The 19,182-nt window shown below is 46.1% G+C and carries 22 protein-coding genes; 15 read left to right on the top strand and 7 right to left on the bottom strand.

What is annotated here, in order from left to right; genetic code table 11:
• Positions 1-225: 225 nt before the first annotated feature.
• Positions 226-951 carry a M15 family metallopeptidase gene (locus tag QT990_RS17960; RefSeq protein ID WP_333141761.1) on the bottom strand — a complete coding sequence of 242 codons (726 nt, stop codon included), beginning with the start codon at positions 949-951 and terminating at the stop codon, positions 226-228.
• A 296-nt stretch (positions 952-1,247) separates the two neighbouring features.
• Entirely contained in the window at positions 1,248-2,543 is a 1,296-nt protein-coding gene (gene purB, locus QT990_RS17965; RefSeq protein ID WP_333141872.1) for an adenylosuccinate lyase, read from the bottom strand.
• 215 nt (positions 2,544-2,758) lie between these two features.
• Between purB and QT990_RS17970 the strand changes: the two genes are divergently transcribed.
• Positions 2,759-2,965 (top strand): type II toxin-antitoxin system HicA family toxin, encoded by a 207-nt coding sequence (locus tag QT990_RS17970; protein WP_106148795.1) that lies wholly within the window; start codon positions 2,759-2,761, stop codon positions 2,963-2,965.
• The gene (locus tag QT990_RS17975) at positions 2,962-3,192 is read left to right on the top strand and encodes a type II toxin-antitoxin system HicB family antitoxin (protein WP_293354324.1); all 231 of its coding nucleotides are present in this window, start codon (positions 2,962-2,964) and stop codon (positions 3,190-3,192) included. The genes QT990_RS17970 and QT990_RS17975 overlap by 4 nt, the downstream gene beginning before the upstream one ends.
• 142 nt (positions 3,193-3,334) lie before the next feature.
• Here the strand turns inward: QT990_RS17975 and QT990_RS17980 are convergent, their stop codons facing one another.
• Positions 3,335-3,595, bottom strand: coding sequence for a DUF2281 domain-containing protein (locus QT990_RS17980; protein WP_333141764.1), 261 nt, complete (start codon positions 3,593-3,595; stop codon positions 3,335-3,337).
• A 194-nt stretch (positions 3,596-3,789) separates the two neighbouring features.
• Here QT990_RS17980 and QT990_RS17985 point away from each other — a divergent pair, with 194 nt between their 5' ends.
• The 6 genes from QT990_RS17985 (at position 3,790) to QT990_RS18010 (ending at position 6,153) form a co-directional block, all read left to right on the top strand.
• Complete coding sequence (locus QT990_RS17985) at positions 3,790-4,131, top strand: hypothetical protein (protein ID WP_333141766.1); 342 nt, start codon at positions 3,790-3,792, stop codon at positions 4,129-4,131.
• Positions 4,106-4,552 (top strand): helix-turn-helix domain-containing protein, encoded by a 447-nt coding sequence (locus tag QT990_RS17990; protein WP_333141768.1) that lies wholly within the window; start codon positions 4,106-4,108, stop codon positions 4,550-4,552. The genes QT990_RS17985 and QT990_RS17990 overlap by 26 nt, the downstream gene beginning before the upstream one ends.
• A gap of 19 nt (positions 4,553-4,571) precedes the next feature.
• Positions 4,572-5,411 carry a PIN domain-containing protein gene (locus QT990_RS17995; protein ID WP_333465577.1) on the top strand — a complete coding sequence of 280 codons (840 nt, stop codon included), beginning with the start codon at positions 4,572-4,574 and terminating at the stop codon, positions 5,409-5,411.
• Positions 5,412-5,447: 36 nt separating this feature from the next.
• Positions 5,448-5,588, top strand: coding sequence for a hypothetical protein (locus tag QT990_RS18000; protein WP_445252028.1), 141 nt, complete (start codon positions 5,448-5,450; stop codon positions 5,586-5,588).
• Between the two features lie 122 nt (positions 5,589-5,710).
• Positions 5,711-5,932: a type II toxin-antitoxin system HicA family toxin gene (locus tag QT990_RS18005; RefSeq protein ID WP_333141773.1), complete on the top strand. Its 222-nt coding sequence runs from the start codon at positions 5,711-5,713 to the stop codon at positions 5,930-5,932.
• Positions 5,929-6,153, top strand: a complete 225-nt coding sequence (locus tag QT990_RS18010) for a type II toxin-antitoxin system HicB family antitoxin (RefSeq protein WP_333141775.1) — start codon at positions 5,929-5,931, stop codon at positions 6,151-6,153. Before QT990_RS18005 ends, QT990_RS18010 begins: the two co-directional genes overlap by 4 nt.
• A 57-nt stretch (positions 6,154-6,210) precedes the next feature.
• Here QT990_RS18010 and QT990_RS18015 read toward each other — a convergent pair whose 3' ends face one another.
• The 3 genes from QT990_RS18015 to QT990_RS18025 all read right to left on the bottom strand — a co-directional run bounded on the left by QT990_RS18015 (position 6,211) and on the right by QT990_RS18025 (position 7,259).
• Complete coding sequence (locus QT990_RS18015) at positions 6,211-6,411, bottom strand: YgiT-type zinc finger protein (protein WP_333141777.1); 201 nt, start codon at positions 6,409-6,411, stop codon at positions 6,211-6,213.
• A gap of 2 nt (positions 6,412-6,413) precedes the next feature.
• Positions 6,414-6,788: a DUF4258 domain-containing protein gene (locus tag QT990_RS18020; RefSeq protein WP_333465578.1), complete on the bottom strand. Its 375-nt coding sequence runs from the start codon at positions 6,786-6,788 to the stop codon at positions 6,414-6,416.
• 216 nt (positions 6,789-7,004) lie between these two features.
• Positions 7,005-7,259 (bottom strand): hypothetical protein, encoded by a 255-nt coding sequence (locus QT990_RS18025; protein ID WP_333465579.1) that lies wholly within the window; start codon positions 7,257-7,259, stop codon positions 7,005-7,007.
• Positions 7,260-7,485: 226 nt separating this feature from the next.
• Between QT990_RS18025 and QT990_RS18030 the strand changes: the two genes are divergently transcribed.
• From QT990_RS18030 to QT990_RS18040, 3 genes are all read left to right on the top strand, one after another.
• Positions 7,486-9,087, top strand: coding sequence for a metallophosphoesterase (locus tag QT990_RS18030; protein ID WP_333465580.1), 1,602 nt, complete (start codon positions 7,486-7,488; stop codon positions 9,085-9,087).
• Positions 9,088-9,267: 180 nt separating this feature from the next.
• Positions 9,268-9,996, top strand: a complete 729-nt coding sequence (locus QT990_RS18035; protein ID WP_333141791.1) for a DUF3891 family protein — start codon at positions 9,268-9,270, stop codon at positions 9,994-9,996.
• A gap of 389 nt (positions 9,997-10,385) precedes the next feature.
• Positions 10,386-11,348 carry a YegS/Rv2252/BmrU family lipid kinase gene (locus QT990_RS18040; RefSeq protein WP_333465581.1) on the top strand — a complete coding sequence of 321 codons (963 nt, stop codon included), beginning with the start codon at positions 10,386-10,388 and terminating at the stop codon, positions 11,346-11,348.
• Between the two features lie 58 nt (positions 11,349-11,406).
• On the opposite strand, the gene QT990_RS18045 is transcribed toward QT990_RS18040, so the two are convergent.
• Positions 11,407-11,763 (bottom strand): hypothetical protein, encoded by a 357-nt coding sequence (locus QT990_RS18045; RefSeq protein ID WP_190740317.1) that lies wholly within the window; start codon positions 11,761-11,763, stop codon positions 11,407-11,409.
• Positions 11,764-12,698: 935 nt separating this feature from the next.
• Between QT990_RS18045 and QT990_RS18050 the strand changes: the two genes are divergently transcribed.
• The 4 genes from QT990_RS18050 (at position 12,699) to QT990_RS18065 (ending at position 18,948) form a co-directional block, all read left to right on the top strand.
• Positions 12,699-12,950 carry a hypothetical protein gene (locus QT990_RS18050; protein ID WP_333141794.1) on the top strand — a complete coding sequence of 84 codons (252 nt, stop codon included), beginning with the start codon at positions 12,699-12,701 and terminating at the stop codon, positions 12,948-12,950.
• A 102-nt stretch (positions 12,951-13,052) separates the two neighbouring features.
• A complete protein-coding gene (locus QT990_RS18055; RefSeq protein ID WP_333306932.1) occupies positions 13,053-17,555 on the top strand; it encodes a WD40 domain-containing protein in 4,503 nt (1,500 codons plus the stop codon).
• Positions 17,556-17,634: 79 nt separating this feature from the next.
• Positions 17,635-17,793, top strand: a complete 159-nt coding sequence (locus tag QT990_RS18060) for a hypothetical protein (protein ID WP_333141798.1) — start codon at positions 17,635-17,637, stop codon at positions 17,791-17,793.
• A gap of 3 nt (positions 17,794-17,796) precedes the next feature.
• On the top strand, positions 17,797-18,948 hold the full coding sequence (locus QT990_RS18065; protein WP_333287610.1) for a Fic family protein: 1,152 nt from the start codon (positions 17,797-17,799) through the stop codon (positions 18,946-18,948).
• Positions 18,949-19,182: the final 234 nt, after the last annotated feature.

Raw genomic sequence — 19,182 nt, forward strand, 5'->3', positions numbered from 1 at the left:
CTTTCTGACGGCGGGATTTGTGCGATGTAGAGCTTCATTAGACCTCTTGCAAAAGTCCTTTTCATAAATTTATTGGACGGGCTCTGGGGTCCATCCCACAAGAGTTATTTTTTCTTGTGGGATGGGCCCCAGAGCCCGTCCTAGTTATTTTTGCAAGAGGTCTATTAACCGATGAACGATCGAACCCTTGTATCTTGTAGTGCCTCGTAGACGCTACTCCAGTAATTAAGGAATCTCGGAAAGTGATATATCCAGAATCGCAAACTTCTGCCAATCTTCCGAATCAAAGTGCCACCATTCAGTTGTGATACTCATAAATCCGTGTTTTTTCATCGCATCCTTAAGCACTTGACGATTTTTCCGAGATTCCGCGCTGCCCCCTTGATAATCTCCGTGAGCTTTTTCGGTAAAATCATCGTAAGGTGTAGGCATTTCTAATTCTTTGCCAGTGCGATCGACTAAAGTCAAATCAATAGCAGCACCGCGATTGTGCCGCGAACCCCTAGCAGGATTAGCAACATAGCGCGGATCTGGCCAAGCTTGCCACATTTGCTTAGTCACAGAGAAAGGCCTGTAGCAATCGTAAACTTTCAAACCCAATCCGATTTTTTCCAAATCTGTTTGAACCAGCGCTAACTGTTGAGCAACAGAACTTCTCAAGGCGCATTTCGATATAGGGTAAAGTTTTCGTTTCAAGAAATTGTTAGTAGTGGCGTATCGGATATCGAGCCGAATGTTGGGATTTACGCTGCGGATGTCAACCAGTCGTGCTCCACTGGGAAGTTGACTCATGAAAATGCTTTCAGGTACTACTGGGTTTGGTTCTGGTTGGGTAATTTGCACTTGTGGCGGCTCCTGGGCGCGGACAAATGTTGTATGATGCAGTGTGGTTGTAGATAGTAATATTAGAGCGAATACAATTAAATATTTGGTAGATCTGTTTGATTTCATAGCTGTGTTAAGTGGATATTTAATAGAGTTTTTACATTTCCTATCTTGGGGAATTTTCGCGCTTTTCGTGTTGTCTGTCATCCCGCCAGACCGACAGGGGTTGAAACCCCTGTCTCATAGCTAAAGTCCTCTGAAGAGGACTGAAATATTTCTCTAAAACTTTTATTTTATGAGTCTTTCAGTCGGTTTTAACCGACTTTAGCTATGAGACGGGGGTTTTAACCCCCGGCGGACTGTGGGACAAGCGCGAGAATGATAAATCACTTCTCGAAGTAATTTTTAATTGTTAATTCTCATCAAATTCCCAAGCGCTGATACACTAAGTCTAAGTGCCTCAATTGATACTGCGGATCGAAACAATCATCAATTTCTTTGGTAGTCATCTTAGCTGTTACCCGATCGTCCTTAGCAATTAAATTGTAGAAATTGCCGCCCGGTTTGTTCCAGGCTTCGTGAGCACAAGATTGCACAATTTTGTAGGCGTCTTCGCGACTTGTGCCTTTTTCTACTAAAGCTAACATCACGCGCTGGCTGAAGATGACTCCGCCGTAAAGGTTCATGTTTTGTTTCATGTTTTCGGGATAGACTAGCAGGTGTTTTACTAAGTCTGTGGTTTCTACTAACATGAAGTGAGTTACTGTAGAACTGTCGGGCAAAATCATCCGTTCTACGGAACTGTGAGAGATGTCTCTTTCGTGCCAAAGTGCAACGTTTTCTAAGGCTGCGACAGCGTTGGCGCGGACAATTCTCGCCATTCCTGTCAGTCTTTCCGATCGAATCGGGTTGCGTTTGTGGGGCATGGCGGATGAGCCTTTTTGCCCTTTGGAAAAGAATTCTTCGACTTCGAGAACGTCGGTGCGTTGCAGGTTGCGGATTTCTACTGCAAAACGCTCGATCGATGCTGCTAAGAGTGCTAAGGTTTGGACGTATTCGGCGTGGCGATCGCGCGAAATGACTTGAGTCGATGCGGTATCCGGTTCGAGGCCGAGGTTTTGACAGGCGATCGCTTCAATTCGCGGGTCAATATTAGCATAGGTTCCGACTGCGCCGGAGATTTTGCCGACTGCAATGGACGATCGCAAATTCACCAATCTTTCTCGGCTGCGAAACACTTCTGCCAGCCATCCTGCTAGTTTAAAGCCAAAGGTGATCGGTTCGGCGTGAATTCCGTGCGATCGGCCAACCATGACGGTATTGCGATGCTGTTGAGCCTGATAGCGAATAGCTTGACTCAATTCTTCGACACGTTCTAACAAAATATTGACGCTGGCGACTAATTGCAGCGCCAAAGCGGTATCGAGCACATCGGAACTGGTTAAGCCGAGGTGAATGTAGCGGCCGGCATCGCCTACATATTCGTTGACATTTGTCAAGAAGGCGATCATGTCGTGGCGGACTTCGGCTTCAATTTCGAGGACTCGTTTGGGATCAAAATTAGCCTTAGCTTTGATTTCTTCGACTGCCGCGGCGGGGATGTAGCCGAGTTCGGCTTGAGCTTCGCAGACAGCGATTTCTACTTGCAGCCAGGTTTTCAGTTTGGCGGTTTCAGTCCAGATGTTGCCCATTTCGGGCAAAGTGTAGCGCTCTATCACGGTGGGAGTTGGGGAATGCGATCGTCCTATTGTACCTCTGCGAGGGGATACAAGAGTCATAGGACTTACACATGGGCCCAGAAACCGGGTTTTTTACGAAAATACTTTGTTTCAGCCCGCAGATTTGGTAAAAACCCGGTTTCTTAAATCAACTCGGTTTTTGTCGTTTGGGCGATCGGCTATAATATCCTAAACCTCATTAGCGGGCATCACTCATGCCTAAAAAAATCAGAGAATTGAAAAGCCTATTACTAAAAGCCGGCTTTACTTACAGACAGGGAAAAGGCAGTCACACTGTATGGGAACACCCATTATTACCTGAAAAAATTACACTATCAGGTAATGATGGTGATGATGCACCCAATTATCACGAAAAAAGAGTAATTTCTGATTTACAGAAGCTCAAGGAGATAGAAGAATGAATAGCCATTACAGTATCATTATCCAGTGGTCAGAAGAAGATCAACTTTTTGTTGTCAGTTTACCTGAGTTTACCGATGTCATGCAGCCTTGCACTCACGGACACACTTACGAAGAAGCGGCCAAACACGGACAAGAATTGTTAGAAACATTGATTGAACTCTATCAAGAAGATGGCAAACCTCTACCAGAACCTCAGACCTTGGGGAAACGATTACAGATAGCGTAAAATGAAACAATTGAGGTGCTTAGGCAAATCGAAGCAGAGGAGAAAGTATGAGTTGGATCGGTGAGAATATTCGTCGCTTGTTGCGATAAGTTTTGGGGAGAAATCGCCAGCCAAATCAAGACGTGCGTATCCAGCAAAATATTCATGCTTCACCCAACCAAAACGCATCAGGAAGTGGCTCGTTAAAATCCTCACTCATCCAGCCCATCCCTTGATGCAGGCCCAAAACCCGTTGTTGCCCAGGAGGAGGTTCAGCTTCAACTGAAGTGTTTTCGGGGTTCGATCGCATCTGTCGTTCCAGCAAAAACTCTGCAAAAGTTAACAGAAGCTGCTGATTTTCCGGGAGTAAGTGTTGTAACTTGCCTAGCAAATCTTCCAAAAGTTCGATCGTTTGAGAAGTCATCTTCCCTCAATGTTAGCGATAGTCTCATTATACGTTATTCTTTGGCGATCGATGCTCATCTTGAAACAAAAGCACCATTGATTTCAACACTTGCTACTGGCCGAAAACCAGCTTGCAATAAACCTGTTTCTAGTTTTTTACTGCGTTCTATCTGATGTTGCCCACTTGGGGCAGGGTGTAGGGATCGATCGCGCTTGGAGTCAGAGAGTGCGATCGCCCTATTGTACATCTGCGAGGCATCGGTCTTGAGTCGGGATGGGGAATTTCGGGCGATCGGGCGATCGAACTTTCCGATTTCTGGATTTGAATATTTCGTTTGTTTCGGATATTGCGTTTATGGCAGAGTAAGTGTTATCGTGAAGGAAACAACCAAGTATATGCCGGCCAAATACTTACATACCCTTCCAGCAATGGCTGCACAGGTTTTCCCCGATCGCGGCCTCTGTCTGCTGAGGCATAAAATATTGGCTCTTTGCTTCAAAAACAATCACATCAAAAAAGATATTAATTATGTTGAACCAAAAAGCATCGCTTGAGTCAGTTTTGATTCCTGAACAAAAACAAGAAGAAATAGCAAAATTATATCGGATTCTCAGCCACGAATTTGCACAACCAAAATTAGTCGGAAGTAACGGAGAAGAGATAGTAATTCCTGAATCAGTCTACAGCATTTTGCGTCAGGTCGTGCGTGCAATGGCATCAGGTCAAGCTATCTCTCTAGTACCTCACAATCACGAACTGACAACACAAGAAGCTGCTGATATTCTGAATGTATCCCGACCATTTCTGGTCAAGTTACTAGACCAGGGAGAAATTCCTTGTATCAAAGTAGGAAAGCATAGACGTATTCGTTTGGAGGATTTAACTTTATATAAAGAACATCGAGACAACAAACGTCGCAAACACTTGGATCGGCTAATCGAGATGACCGAAGAAGCTGGTTTGTACGAGGCATAGAAATAATTCCAACATTAATATGTCTAAGCTTAGTGTTGTCCTCGATGCTTGTGTCCTGTTTCCTATGTATCTGCGCGATACTCTGCTTTCCACCGCCGAGGCTGGTCTGTATTTACCGTATTGGTCGCAGAAAATCCTTGATGAAGCAATGAGCAACCTTGTCCGCCAAGGGATATTATGCCAGGAGAAAGCAATCAATCTTGAAGCGGAAATCAATGCAGCCTTTCCCGAAGCAATAATTGAAGTACCTGTCGGCTTAGAGCAAATCATGAAAAATGACCCTAAAGACCGTCATGTTCTTGCTGCTGCTGTAACAGCCAAGGCTGATGTCATTGTTACCAGCAATCTAGCGGATTTCAAAGCAAAGGATTTAGCTCCTTGGAACATCAAATCGCTGTCACCTGATGAGTTTATGAGCGAGCTATTTGACGAATACCCGGACTTAATAGTGAGATTATTACGGCAACAGTCGCAAAGGTACAAAAAACCTCCGAAGACTGTTGCTGAATTACTTGAATTTTTGGAAAAAAAAGCAGGTATGCCCAAATTTGCTAGTGATATTTTGTTATATGAATATAGTCTAGATATGGTGCAAACTGCGGAAACAGTCTTAAGGAACTACGGCAGAAAAATACCCGAAGGCGGTAAATTTCTTGAGGGAGATCGGTATCGTATTTGGCAGCAAGAAAAAACACTTACAATTACTGCGAAAGATGGTAGAGGTGAAATTCTACGATTTCAGAATGAGGAAATTGAGGGGAATATCTCATCAGAGGATATCAAAGCATTAAAAATATTTGCTCAAAGCTGGGATCGAGAATTAACAATAAATAGGGTTGAGGAGCAACAAGCTGATTAAAATAACCGATTTGCAGAAGCTGAAGGAGATAGAAGAATGAATAGCCATTACAGTCTCATCATCGAGTGGTCAGAAGAAGATCGACTTTTTGTTGTCAGTTGGCCGGAGTTTACCGATGTCATGCAGCCTTGCACTCACGGACACACTTACGAGGAAGCGGCAAAACAGGGACAATAATTGTTAGAAACATTGATTGAACTTTATCAAGAAGATGGCAAACCTCTACCAGAACGTCAGACTTTGCGAAAACGATTACAGATAGCGTAGAGTTATTGTACAATATCTGCTCCCATTCACTTATGCCTAAAAAGATTAGAGAATTGAAAAGCCTATTACTAAAAGCAGGATTCATTTGTCAGCCCGCCAAAGGCAGTCATAGTAAGTGGAAGCATCCCAAATTAGCCAAGGCTATTATCATAGCTGGCAAAGACGGAAATGATGCTAAACTATATTTAGAGAAGTTAGTAAACGAAACAATTGAGGTGCTGAGGCAAATCGAAGCAGAGGAGACAGAACCATGAAATATACAGTTGTGATCCAATGGTCAGAAGACGATCGGTGCTTTGTCGTGTTTTTGCCTGAATTTGAGGATGTAATGCAACCAGTAACTCACGGAGATTCTTATGAAGAAGCTATCTATAATGCGCGAGAGGTGCTAGAGTTGCTAATCGAAAGCTGTCAAGCAGAAGGTAAACCATTGCCAGCAACTAAGAAGCTAGAACGATTATTTCAGGCTGCTTAAATTTGTTCACAGCAATATCAGTCAAGTATGGAATAAGTGCAAAACATATACACTCTGCTAAACGGGGCGTTCGAGTTGTGCTTTGATCCTTTCAAACTTCTTGACAATATCAAGAGAGTACAGTCGTTCCGAACACTGACTGCAAACATAGGCGGGAACTTTGAGCGTTACTACTTTTCCGCCTCCTTTGATTTTCTGATTTACTTCTTTTTCTAGTATTTGCCCCGCACAAACGGGGCATTTCTCAAAAGGCAGCAACTTTATCTCCTTACACGGCGGCTGAACCAGCCTTTATCACAGTACGCTGTAACGAGCATAGCCCACTTTGTCTCTTCATTATATGCCCAGACACTATTAACTTTAACACCACTCTTGGTGATGCCGTTGATCGAGCAAGTAGGATTATAATAACGTTTGTAGTAAAAATTTTCTTCAATCACAGTGCCACGCAGCGCTGAATCGATAACGCCTTCTACCAGAAGATCACATTCTTCCATGCGATCTATGGCGTGTACTGAAATACAGATGCGGCCCGCTTTAATTGCTTCTACGGTCAACTTATGCAGCTTTGATTTACCTGTTCCCATTTTGGCACCTTTTTTTGACACAACTATCCCGCTGAAAGTTAAATTCACGCTGGATATTTTAGGCAAATGGGTGCTAGGCAGGCTACGTCATAAGTATCTGTGAGTCGTTTTTAAGTTGTCTCTTTAAGAATAACGCTCTTTACTGTGATGTGCAAGCTTTATCGCCAAACAATTATGGCTTGTGAAAAAAACGAATAACTAGAAATCGGTACATTACTCGCGATGATGGGATTTGTGGTTTTGACGAATCTCCAAGCTGTCTGCCTAAATACCAACCCGAAATTCTATCTGATGTTGCCCACTTGGGGCAGGGTGTAGGGCTCGATCGCCCTTGGAGTCGGAGAGTGCGATCGTCTCACATATTGCACCATTCTCGCTTAAAAGGCTTTCCGACCCGTTCCACAAAGAGTGAACTTTCTTGTGGGGTGAACCCCAGAGCCCGCCCATAACAGGCTTATTGAGAATGCGACAAGATGTGAGTTCTAACTGAGATGTTGCACCATTCTCAAGAACAGGCAAGATGCCTGTTCCACAAAGAGTGAATTTTCTTGTGGAACAGGCATCTTGCCTGTTCCTAAAAGGCTTATTGAGAATGGTGCAATATGTCAGTTGTCAGGCAGTATTCTCCTAAAAACCAGGTTTCTGAGTACCCGCGCGTCGATTTTCAGCTTTTAGAGAGATGTAAAAACTCGCCCGATCGCTACACTATTAACTAGGAACTCAGCAATTTTGGAGAAGAGGTGAATTGAAATTCGTTTCCGACCCGCAAATAAAAGTCAAAATCCGCAAAATGAACGAGCGGGTGCGGTGGCAAGAACAGTCGATCGTCCATCGGGGAATCGACCAAACTCGGATGGTTTTAGAATCTCAAACCACCGACTCTCCAGAGTTTTCGTTTTTAGTCGTAGGCGACAGCGGCACGGGCAATCACCGCGGCTACAATCCCCAGCGGCAGATTGCCGAACAGATGGTGTCCGAGCGCGAAACCTGCCGTTTCGTCCTCCACACCGGCGATGTAGTTTATCTCGTAGGTTCCAGCGAATATTACTTGCAAAACTTTATTCGCCCCTACCGAGAATTTATAGTCGGCGGCGAGCATCCCTCTCGGATTGCCTACGATCGCATGGTGTTTAACTTTCCGTTTTTGCCCGTACCGGGAAACCACGACTATTACGACTTGCCGATAGTCTACGGCATTCTGTCGGCGACAGCTTTGCCGCTGCGCCGGCTGTTGGGTTCCAAGTTGGATCTCGATGTCGGCTGGCACGGTTCCGATCGCGGAAACACCTACGCCAAAGCCTTTCTCGACTACCTCAAAGCTCACAAAATGCCGGGAGAGCTCGATCGCCACCTAGACGCCCACTACACCGCCAGCACCAGCACAGGCCGCTGCATCCGCTACCAACCCGGACGCTTTACCCGCTTACCCAACCGCTACTACACCTTCCGCAGCGGCGGCATAGACTTCTTCGCCCTCGACTCCAACACCTTCAACGAACCATTACCGATCCCGAAAACCAAACAGGGCGACATTCGCCGCCAGGATTTGGAACTCGATCGCCAGAAGTTGGAACAAGAAAAATTGGCAATGCTCGAAATGTGCGATCGGCTCAAGCCGGAGATTCCCGAGGAAGACGAACAGCTAGACGACTTGACCGCCAAATTAGAGCAAGTTGACGAAATGTTGATGGATATTGACAAACAACTGTCCCCCGACAAAACAGCCGCCACCGACGTTGAACAGCTCGAATGGCTGAAAAAAAGGCTGATTAACTCTTGGGGCGATTCCGAGGTGCGGGGGCGGGTAATTTACCTGCACCATCCCCCCTACGTGACCGAGGCGACAAAGTGGAATCAAGCTCAAACTTTGGCGGTTCGGTTGCGATTGCGCGAGGTACTCGACGGGGTGGCCGATGCAGTTGGGGATGTGGCGCAGGGGCGTCCGCTAGTAGATTTGGTGCTGACTGGCCACGCTCACTGTTTGGAATACCTGCGGACTGGGAATACCGGACACGGCGACTCTGGGATTAATTGGATTGTCTGCGGGGGAAGCGGCCACAGTCTCCGCCGCCAGCGCCCGGAAGGGCCGATGTTGCAGGAAGCCTTGAGTCCTGAAGCTTATCGGTTGGCGCGGCAGTCTGGTTCCGAAACAGCCAGCAGGCGGGTAGCGGAATCTTTGCTATTTGTCGGCCGCAGCGGTCAAGGTTCCTACAAACGCCGTCCTTATTCGTGTTTGCGGATTGATGTTCTCGACGGGTGTCCCCCGAAGTTCCGCATCCGACCTATGGTTGTCGAACGATTTGAGGGGAAATGGCAGGAGATATCGATCGAACCTTTTGTGATTTAGCATCAGTCATTCAATTTGATTGCGGGGAGTAGGGGTTGGGCTTCTAGCCGGCCCAAACAGGCTTTCCGGCCTGTTCCACAAAAATTCAATTTGATTGTGGGTTGGGCACGCGAGCCCGCCCAAACAGGCAAGATACCTGTTCCACAAAACCAACCTCACTTAATTCAGGAGAAAAATTCAATGATTGCTAACTTAACCGCCACCGGCTGGGAAATTATTTACCACCGCGCCCATGCTTTGCTCGCCGCCCAACTTGGCGGACAGTGGAAGCGCTCGAAATCTCCGCTTCGCTTGTACGAAACCATAGCCGCGATTTCGCATCACGATGATTTGGAGAAAGAGTGGGAAGAAAATATTTTAACTGAAGCGGGCGCGCCCTTTGATTTTACGTTGCAGACGGAAACTTCTCTGCCGAAAATTAAAGCTATGGCGCAGAATTCCCTATATCGCGGTAGGTGGGTAGCCATGCTGATTTCTATGCACATGAGCTATCTCAATGAAGGAAAGCGGGGAGAGTCGAAGGAACTCGACGAATTTTTGGACGAACAACTGGAAAATCAAAAAAAATGGCAAAAAGAGTTGAATATTTCTCAGGAAGATGCTAAGGCAGCTTATGCTTTTTTCCAGTGGTGCGATCGGCTATCATTAATTCTTTGCTGCCGCGAGTTACCGGCCGGAGAACGAGCTTTAGAAATTGCTGTCGGCCCGGACGGCAAGCGCTACGATATTGTACAGCACAGCAACGAACTCGTTACTGTAACTCCTTGGCCTTTTGAAGAAGATAAGTTTACTGTGAACGTCGAAGCGTGCAATTTGAATCAAGTCAAGTTTGACAGCAACGAGGAAATTAAGGAAGCGTTGCACAAAGCTCCCCGCGAAGTCTTAGAGTGGACTTTTGTCAAGTCTTAACTAAACCTTTGAAAAATAGGTGAGGGTTGTTGTCGAAGTTTAGCGGGCATGGCATTTGTGTTAACTTAATCTTAAAACCATGTCTCATATTATGTTGGGTCGATTACCCCTAATACGGTAGGGGCGGGTTCACGAAAAATATTTGCCAATAATTGACAATCTCAAAAACCCGCCCTGTTAATCGCGGTCACTCGATCGGACATGATATCAATCAGCGTTATAGTTGAGTCTTGCTCCCCCTTAACTCCCCTTAATCAGGGGGGGATAAGAACAGTCAAAATGGGTCTTATTAAGGGGGATGCGATGGCTATCGAAACTTCGAGACAAACGAAAAAAAATCGAGGGTTTCAGTTCAGCCATTACCCATTACCTATTACCTATTACCAACTATGAAACGTTCAGCTTGCCTAATTTTCAATCCCGTCGCCGGCAACAGCGACCCCGACCAAGACTTAGCTAAAATTCAGGAACTTTTAGAGCCTTTTATTGACTTAGACATTCGGCTGACAACCCCAGAAGTAGACGCAGATAAAATCGCCCGCGAAGCTGTTGATAGAGGAGTTGAGGAAATTATTGCTTGCGGGGGCGACGGCACATTATCAGCAGTTGCTGGGGCGATTGTCGGCACAAATATTCCTTTAGGAATTATTTCGCGGGGAACGGCTAATGCTTTTGCTAATGCTTTAGAGATTCCGAATACAATTGAAACCGCCTGCGCCACTATTTTTGGAGGGTTGACGCGGGTGGTGGATGCGGCGATTTGCAACGGTGAAATGCCGATGGTTTTGTTAGCGGGAGTGGGTTTTGAGGCAGAAACTGTCGAACTAGCCGATCGCGAAATGAAGAATCGCTGGGGAATGCTGGCTTACATTCTGTCGGGAATTAAACAGTTAAACAATTTAGAAAGATTTGAAGCGGAAATCGAAACCGAAGATAGAATTATCAGCCTTACTGCTGTGGCGGTGACGGTGGCGAATGCAGCGCCGGCTACTTCGATTTTAGCTCAAGGCCCGGCAGGAATTGTTTTTGATGACGGCTTGCTGGACGTGACGCTGGTGGCGCCTCAGAATAAAGCTGGGGCGATCGCAGCTTCTTATCACCTTTTGCAAACAGCTTTGAGCGGCAATCCTACCGATCGCGACGACATCGGTTATTTGCGGGCAAAAAAAATAAAAATTACTACCGATCCGCCTCAAAAAGTGGTTTTAGACGGGGAAATCATCGGCATGACTCCGGTTTCTATTGAGTGCGTTCCGGGAGGTTTAACTATTTTTGTACCGCGAATTGAAGAAGAGCCAGTGGTAGAAAAACTTACTGGTTTAGCGGACATCGAAATTACATTGAAACCCTGAAGTTAAAATTTTTAGCGACACAAACAATAAGAAAGACCGCGCGGGCGGTCTTTGTTTTTTAGGCTTCTAAAATTTGGCGAATGCGGCGCTCCAAACGTTCGAGGTCGAGTCCGCCTTCATCGCGGCTGATGCGGCGCACGGTGACGTTAACATTGCTCAAATCTGCCAGCAAATCTTGCAGGATTTCTTGTTGCTGCCGAGCTTGAGTTATTTCGCGCGGTTCCTGCACCAAATCGCGAACAATTGTATCTTCCGCGCGCGAAGCAACGATCGGGTCTGCTTCGCCATCTACGTGCACGAAAGTGCGCCGACCAGGCCCCCGTTCTTCTTCAATTGGTATTACTGCTGTTACTCGATCGGAGCGTACATATTTGCCAAATCCCAGGTGGACTAAGACGGAAGATTGTATTTTCATAGATAGCAAGTTTTATTTGTTAGTTATCTATATTTTAACTTTGTCAACTCTGAGATGACCACTAATATGAGAGCTATTATTACTACAATATATGTCGGTTTTTCCTGGATATTATCGTTGTCATCTTGCGGAAAAAATGGTAATATTTTTGGTTGATTTTCCGCCGTCTGATTTCGCACTATCTGACAGTCCGGCAGGGGTTGAAACCCCTGCCTCAAAGCTAAAGTCCTCTTAAGAGGACTGAAGAATTTATTCAAAATGCTCGGAGTTGTGAATTGAATTTCATCAAGCAATCTTATTATATATCATATCAATTTCGGTTGGATATGATATGTTGCACCATTCGTGTGATGTAGGGGCGGGTTCGCCCAGAGCCTTTTGGGGTGCAAATAGGTTAAATAAACCCGCCCGATCCCATCGAAAATTCCTTTGTTGACTCTTTGTGCAACGTCGAGCGTTCGATCGGAATGATTTAACCACAGAGAACGCAGAGCACACAGAGAAAGAGAAGAGAGAGATTAATAATTCTGATGTTAATAGATTTGATATCATTCAATATCTGGGTTGAATCCAATTACTAAATAAAAATACGATTCCACAGTCCTATGCAAGAGGATATTCCCACAATCCGACAGTCTGGCAGGGGTTAAAATATTCCCACAATCCGACAGTCTGGCAGTGGTTAAAATATTCGCATAATCCGACAGTCCGGCAGTGGTTAAAATATTCGCATAATCCGACAGTCCGGCAGGGGTTGAAACCCCCGCCTCATAGCGAAAGTCCTCTTAAGAGGACTGAATAATTTATTGAAAATTATCCTATTGGTGGGTAAAAAATTCGCAAATAATGTTAATGCATATCAAGATAATACCTGGGTCGAATCAAATTGCTAAATAAAATATGATTCCCTAGTCCTATGCAAGAGGACTTTTGCTATGAGACAGGGGTTTCAACCCCTGGCGGACTGTCGGAATATGGCAAATCTCGGACTGTTAGATTACTATCGGAATATGGCAAATCTCGGACTGTTAGATTACTATCGGAATATGGCAAATCTCGGATGGTTAGATTACTATCGGAATATGGCAAATCTCGGACTGTTAGATTACTGTCGGAAGATGGCAAATCTCGGATTGTGCGAATCTCGGACTGTCAGTGGGCGACAGTTGGCTGATGGGTTACCATAAAAATAGAGCATTTTGCGATCGCCCGCAGCGCATTTCAGGGACACAGCCTACCGATTCGAGATTTGAGCATTACTTCCACGGACAAACAGGAAAGCCTAAATCATGTTAATTAGTCTCGACTTAGTTATCAGCCTCCTGACAGCCATTCCCCTCGGCACCATCAGAGACAAGTTTCAGCGCAACGAAACTGTCATCAAACTCTTAAAAAAATTTAACCTCGACCCCGATGCTCCGCCGGCAGATTTTAGCGGAGTTTATGTTTATACTTTAGTAGAATACGGCGCTGGCAAACCCAAGCAGATTTTAGAACTGTTTCGCCAAAAAGAGATTGAATCAGCATTTCGCCAAGCCTTCGAGTCCGATAGCCCAGCCATTTTAATTAAAGCAGGCGATGACTATCTGAATGAGAGTGCTTTAGGCAAAGAAATTCGAGATTTAGGCATTGACCCCAGACGGGAATTCATGGCATTTGCCGCCGTGTTTATGGAAGTAGCAAAGCGGACGCGGACGCTGGGAGATGTGATGGTGGGAAATGCGATCGCCTCTTTGCAAAAACGCCTATCTCTGGTAATGGATCGCATCGAACGCCTCCCCACTATCGAAGGAATTCGCACCGAATTTGCGCGGTTGGAATCCGAAGATTATCCCGCACTTCCCGCAGCAGCATCAACTAATATTCAAAAGTCTCAAGCTTTTATTTTATCACAACAAGTGCGCGGTTGGTTTGAAACATTAAGTTATAAGTTTGAAACCTATCAAATCTCGGAGGATAACTATTTTGAATGGATTATCAATGTCCCCGTCAGACGCAATCGGTACGATCGCATTTTAGTGCGCGGAATAGCCGGAGAAGCGGGACTCAGAGATATCTCGGCCTTGCGCCAGTCGGTGGAAAAACAGCGCACCGATGAAGGATGGTTAGTCACCGCCCGCCGCATCAGTCGCGCAGCGCGGGATGAAGTAGATAAACCAGAAAATAGCGATCTAGCTTGCTATACTTTCGATGAATTACTCGACCAAGATGCCGATTTTACGGCTTATCTGGATTGGCTGGAAACTGAAATCACCAGCCGGGGAATTAATACTAAATACGTACCGCTAGCTTGTACGAAAGAAGAAATCGACCCCGATACTCACCGCAAGATAGGCGTGAGTCATTATGGCGAGCGAGATGGCTGGATTGAAGGTTATATTGACCTGTGGTTGGATGACCCAGTAAAAGAACATATTTCAGTTTTAGGAGAATTTGGAACCGGGAAAACTTGGTTTGCGATGCACTATGCTTGGATGGCGCTGCAACGCTACAAAAAAGCTCAAAAAAGCGGCTTAGAACGTCCGCGTTTGCCGTTAGTAATTCCGCTGCGAGATTACGCCAAAGCAGTTAGTGTCGAGTCGCTATTTTCCGAGTTTTTCTTTAGGAAACACGAGATACCTTTGGCGGGTTATTCGGCTTTTGAACAACTGAATCGGATGGGTAAATTTTTGTTGATTTTCGATGGTTTTGATGAAATGGCCGCTAAGTGCGATCGGCAAGAAACCATCAACAACTTCTGGGAACTAGCAAAAGCCGTGGTTCCCGGCGCAAAAGTCATCCTCACTTGCCGTACCGAACACTTTCCTGAAGGCAAGGAAGGACGGGCATTGTTCAATGCAGAACTGCAAGCATCAACAACCATTTTAACAGGCGAAACTCCCCAATTTGAAGTCTTAGAATTAGAGAAATTTAACGACCAACAAATTAGCCAAGCGCTGTCATTTCAAACAGAAGCGGCGACAGTAGAAAAAGTGATGGGAAACCCGCAACTATTGGATTTAGCGCGTCGCCCTGTGATGACCGAGTTAATTTTGGAAGCATTGCCCGATATTGAAGCTGGAAAACCTGTCGATATGTCGCGGATCTATCTGTATGCGGTGCGGCGGAAGATAGAGAGAGATATCAAAGCTGAACGGACTTTTACTTCGCTAGCAGATAAGCTTTACTTTTTGTGCGAGTTATCGTGGGAAATGCTGTCTACAAACCAAATGAGTCTGAATTATCGCGGTTTTCCCGATCGCATTCGAGGCCTGTTTGGTTCCGTCGTCCAAGAGGAAAAAGACTTAGACCACTGGCATTATGACATGATGGGTCAAACGATGCTGATCCGCAATGCAGATGGCGATTATACTCCAGCCCACCGTTCGTTATTAGAGTTTTTTGTCGCTTATAAATTTGCAGCAGAATTGGGAGTTTTGGCCGCAGATTTTACCGAATTAGTGGCGCCCGAACAGTCTTGCGTCAACCCTGATGCAGAACCTCGATCGTACACTTGGTCAAATTATTGTCGGCTTCAAGCCCAGAAGAGAAATAATGGTGAACTAATCGCACCTTTGAAGGGATTTGTTGCTGAAGATTTAGATCAACTTCTTCAGAGTTTCGGACACGCGCCGCTAACAAAAGCAGTCATGGATTTGTTGTTGCCGATGCTAGTAGGGGCGGTGCCCCCGTGCCCGCCCGACCAAGGTTTAGGGGCAACCACGGGGGGATTGCCCCTACTCGAAATTATAGAAGCAACGCGAGGTAAAACAGAAACTGAAGTAGGCTACGTGGGAGGCAATGCGGCAACTCTGTTGTTAAAAAAGGACAAGACTGCTTTAGAAGGGAAAGACCTCTCTAGTGCAGTTATTTTAGGTGCTGATTTTACAAACGCGACGCTGCGCCACGTCAATTTGGCTGAAGCGAATTTGGCTAATTCTACTTTTACTAAAATCTTCGGCAGTGTTCGGTCAGTAATATTTAGTCCAGATGGCAAACTGTTAGCTACAGGTGATACTGATGGCATAGTTCGCTTGTGGGAAGCTAGCAGTTGCAGAGAAATATTGACCTGTAAAGGACATACCAACGTGGTGGAGTCAGTCGCCTTCAGTCCTGACGGCAAAATACTTGCTAGCGCCAGTTATGACAAAACGATCGAGTTATGGGATGTCAAGACTGGTGAATGTTTAAAAGTTTTCCAGGGACATACCGAATCAGTAATGTCAGTCACCTTCCATCCTGATGGAAATATACTCGCTAGCGGTAGTTTCGATCGCACGGTAAGGTTATGGGATATTCGCACGGGTGAATGCTGCAAAATTTTGCAAGACCATACTAAAGTTGTATTTTCAGTTGTTTTCCATCCTGCTGGTGAGATGCTTGCTAGTGGCAGCGGCGACCAAACAGTGAGGCTATGGAATATCGGTACTGGTGAATGTCTCAAAACTTTGCAAGGTCATACTAAAGTTGTATTTTCAGTTGCTTTCCATTCTGCTGGTGAAATACTTGCTAGTGGAAGCGCCGACAAAACAGTGAGGCTGTGGAATATCGGTAGCGGTGAATGTCTCAAAACTTTGGAGGGACATTTGGATCAAGTACGGTCGATCGCCTTCAGTCCAAATGGCGAAATACTCGCTAGTGGAAGTCACGATCGCACAACGAAGCTGTGGGATATCCGTACTGGTGAATGCTTGAATACTTTGCAAGAACATAACGATCGAATAGGGTCAGTCGCCTTCCATCCTGCTGGTGAAATACTTGTTAGTGGAAGCGGTGACCAAACGCTGAAGCTGTGGGATATCAATACTGGTGAATGCTTGAATACACTGCAAGGGCATAGCAATCAAGTAAGGTCGATCGCCTTCAGTCCCAACGGTGAAATGCTGGCCAGCGGGGATGACGCGCAAACAGTCAAGCTGTGGGATGTCAGCAGTGGTGAATGCCTCGAAATCTTGCACGGACATCTCGATCGGGTAGACTTGGTTGCTTTCAGTCCAAACGGTGAAATACTTGCTAGCGGCAGTTATGACGAAACAGTGAGGTTGTGGGATGTTAGCAGTGGTGAATGCCTCCATACTTTGCCAGAGTGGGGAAATGAAGTACACTCGATCGCCTTCAGTCCTTCGGGCGAAATACTTGCTAGTGCAAGTTATAACCAAACATTGAAGTTATGGGATGTCAGCAGTGGTCAATGCCTCAAAACCTTGCAAGGGCATAACAGTTCAGTACACTCGGCTGCTTTCAGTCCTTTGGGCGAGATATTTGCGAGTACAGGTTATGACGGAACCGTAAGGCTGTGGGATATCCATACTGGTGAATGCCTCCAAATTTTGCAGGCGCATACGGCTTGGGCGCGGGCGATCGCCTTTAGCCACAACGGTGAAATACTTGCCACTGGAAGTGTCGATCGAACAGTCAGACTGTGGGATGTTCGCAGCGGTGAATGCCTTCTAATCTTGCAGGGGCATACTGATTGGATAGGTTCAGTTGCCTTTAGTTCTTCTAGTGAAATACTTGTTAGTGGAAGTGTCGATGGAACGGTAAGAATATGGGATATCCGTACAGGTGAATGTCTAAAAATTTTGCAAGATCATACCAGTAGAATTAACTCAGTTGCCTTCAGTTCAAATGAAAAAATTCTTGCTGCTTGCAGTCGGGATGGCACAATTATGATGTGGGAGATTGAGACTGGTGAGTGCCTCAAAATCCTCAAAAGTGACAGACCTTATGAAAACATGAATATTGCTGGAGTTACGGGTTTAACGGAAGTTGAGAAAGTTACGCTCAAAGCTTTAGGGGCTGTTGAAAATTAATCATCGCAAAGGAGGAAGTATGCAGTCAGCAATACGAATTACAACCAAAGTTCTTGCAGGAAATAAACTGGAAATTTAAGTGCCGCCTGGATCGGTGGGCGAAGATGTTGAAGTTTTTGTGATTATACCAGAACAGCCTCCGTGGCGGCGTAAAGTGTTGGAATTGCTTACAGAAATCCGCAGCCGTCACGTTTCCAGAACTGTTGAAGAAATCGATCGCGAACTTCAGAACTATTAGTCTATGAGCTTTATTCCCCGCTTCTCATACAATCACAATCTGGTTAAGCATTTGGGAGTCATCGAGGGTGCCCGTGCTGTCATTAAGGTGTTACCATTGCCACCTGATACGACTCTACGCCTGCGCCACGATGCTTTGCAAAGAAGTACGCGCAGCTCTACTCAGATTGAGGGTAATCCCTTGGATGAAGCGGCGGTGCGACGGGCGATCGCCAGGAGCTCGCGCACGGGAAGTGATGCTGAACAGGAAGTCCGAAATTACTGGCGGGCACTCGATCGCGTGGAAGAATTCGCAGAAGCCCAAACCCCGATTACAGAAGCATTTATCAAAGAACTGCACCGAATAGTCATCGTGCGCGGTCGCGGGCGGCGGGGTAGCAAAAGCGAGTATCGCATTACAGAATGCCCTGTGGTGGATACAGTCACGCGGGCGATCGATTACGGACCACCGGAACCGGGGGACGTACCCGCCCTGATGCGGGAATTAGTCGATTGGCTATCTTCAACGACAGCAGCAGAATGGTCAGCCCCTATCCGTGCGGCTATTCTGACGCACCGCTTTCTCAGTATCCATCCATTTAACGACGGGAACGGTCGCACGGGACGGCTATTGGCTACTGCTGAACTGTGGCGTTCCGGCTATCGAATGCGAGGGTTTTTCTCATTTGATGAGTATTTTAATGCCGATCGCGATCGCTATTACCGTTCGTTGCAGATGGGACTGCCGGTGAACTTCTACGAAGGTCGCCACGACCCAGACCACACGCCCTGGCTGCTTTACTTTGTGGAGACGATGGCTCGTGCCGCCGATGAACTGCAAGCTAAAGCTAAGTCTCTTTATCAAGGCGCTTCTCCTGATGCCCTACCCTGGGAAGCATTGCCACGTCGCTCTCAACAACTCCTCACCCGACTTTTGGCAAGGGTTTTGGATGGAGTGGAAAATCCTTTTGCCATCGACGTTTCAGATGTTGCATCCTGGTTTGGCATTTCTGACAAGACGGCCCGCGAATGGCTGCTTGAGTGGACTGAAGGTAGTTTGATCCATCCAGTTTTAGCAGGTTCTGGGTCAAGAGTCCGCAGTTACGCACTAGCTGAAGAGTGGATCGCTGCTTGTTTCAAAATAAGGGAATCAGTTTCGGAAAATAGCGGAAGTTAATTTGAGCATTTAGCCCCTAATTTGAGGGATGTTTCACGAATTTACAAGGTTTTCGGCTGTTTTGAGTCTAAAAATAACGGAAGTAGGTTCGGAAAAATAACGCCTATTTAGCTTAGTTGGGGGTGCCATCGCACTCCGAAAAGAATAGTCCTGGATGCACGGGTGGTCAGAAACCGGGTTTTTTCCAAAATACTTGGTTGAGGCCAGCAGAAACGGCCAAAAACCCGGTTTCTA

This window comes from Microcoleus sp. T3_B1 (genome assembly GCF_036700445.1).
In the GTDB taxonomy this organism is placed as follows: Bacteria; Cyanobacteriota; Cyanobacteriia; order Cyanobacteriales; family Microcoleaceae; genus Microcoleus.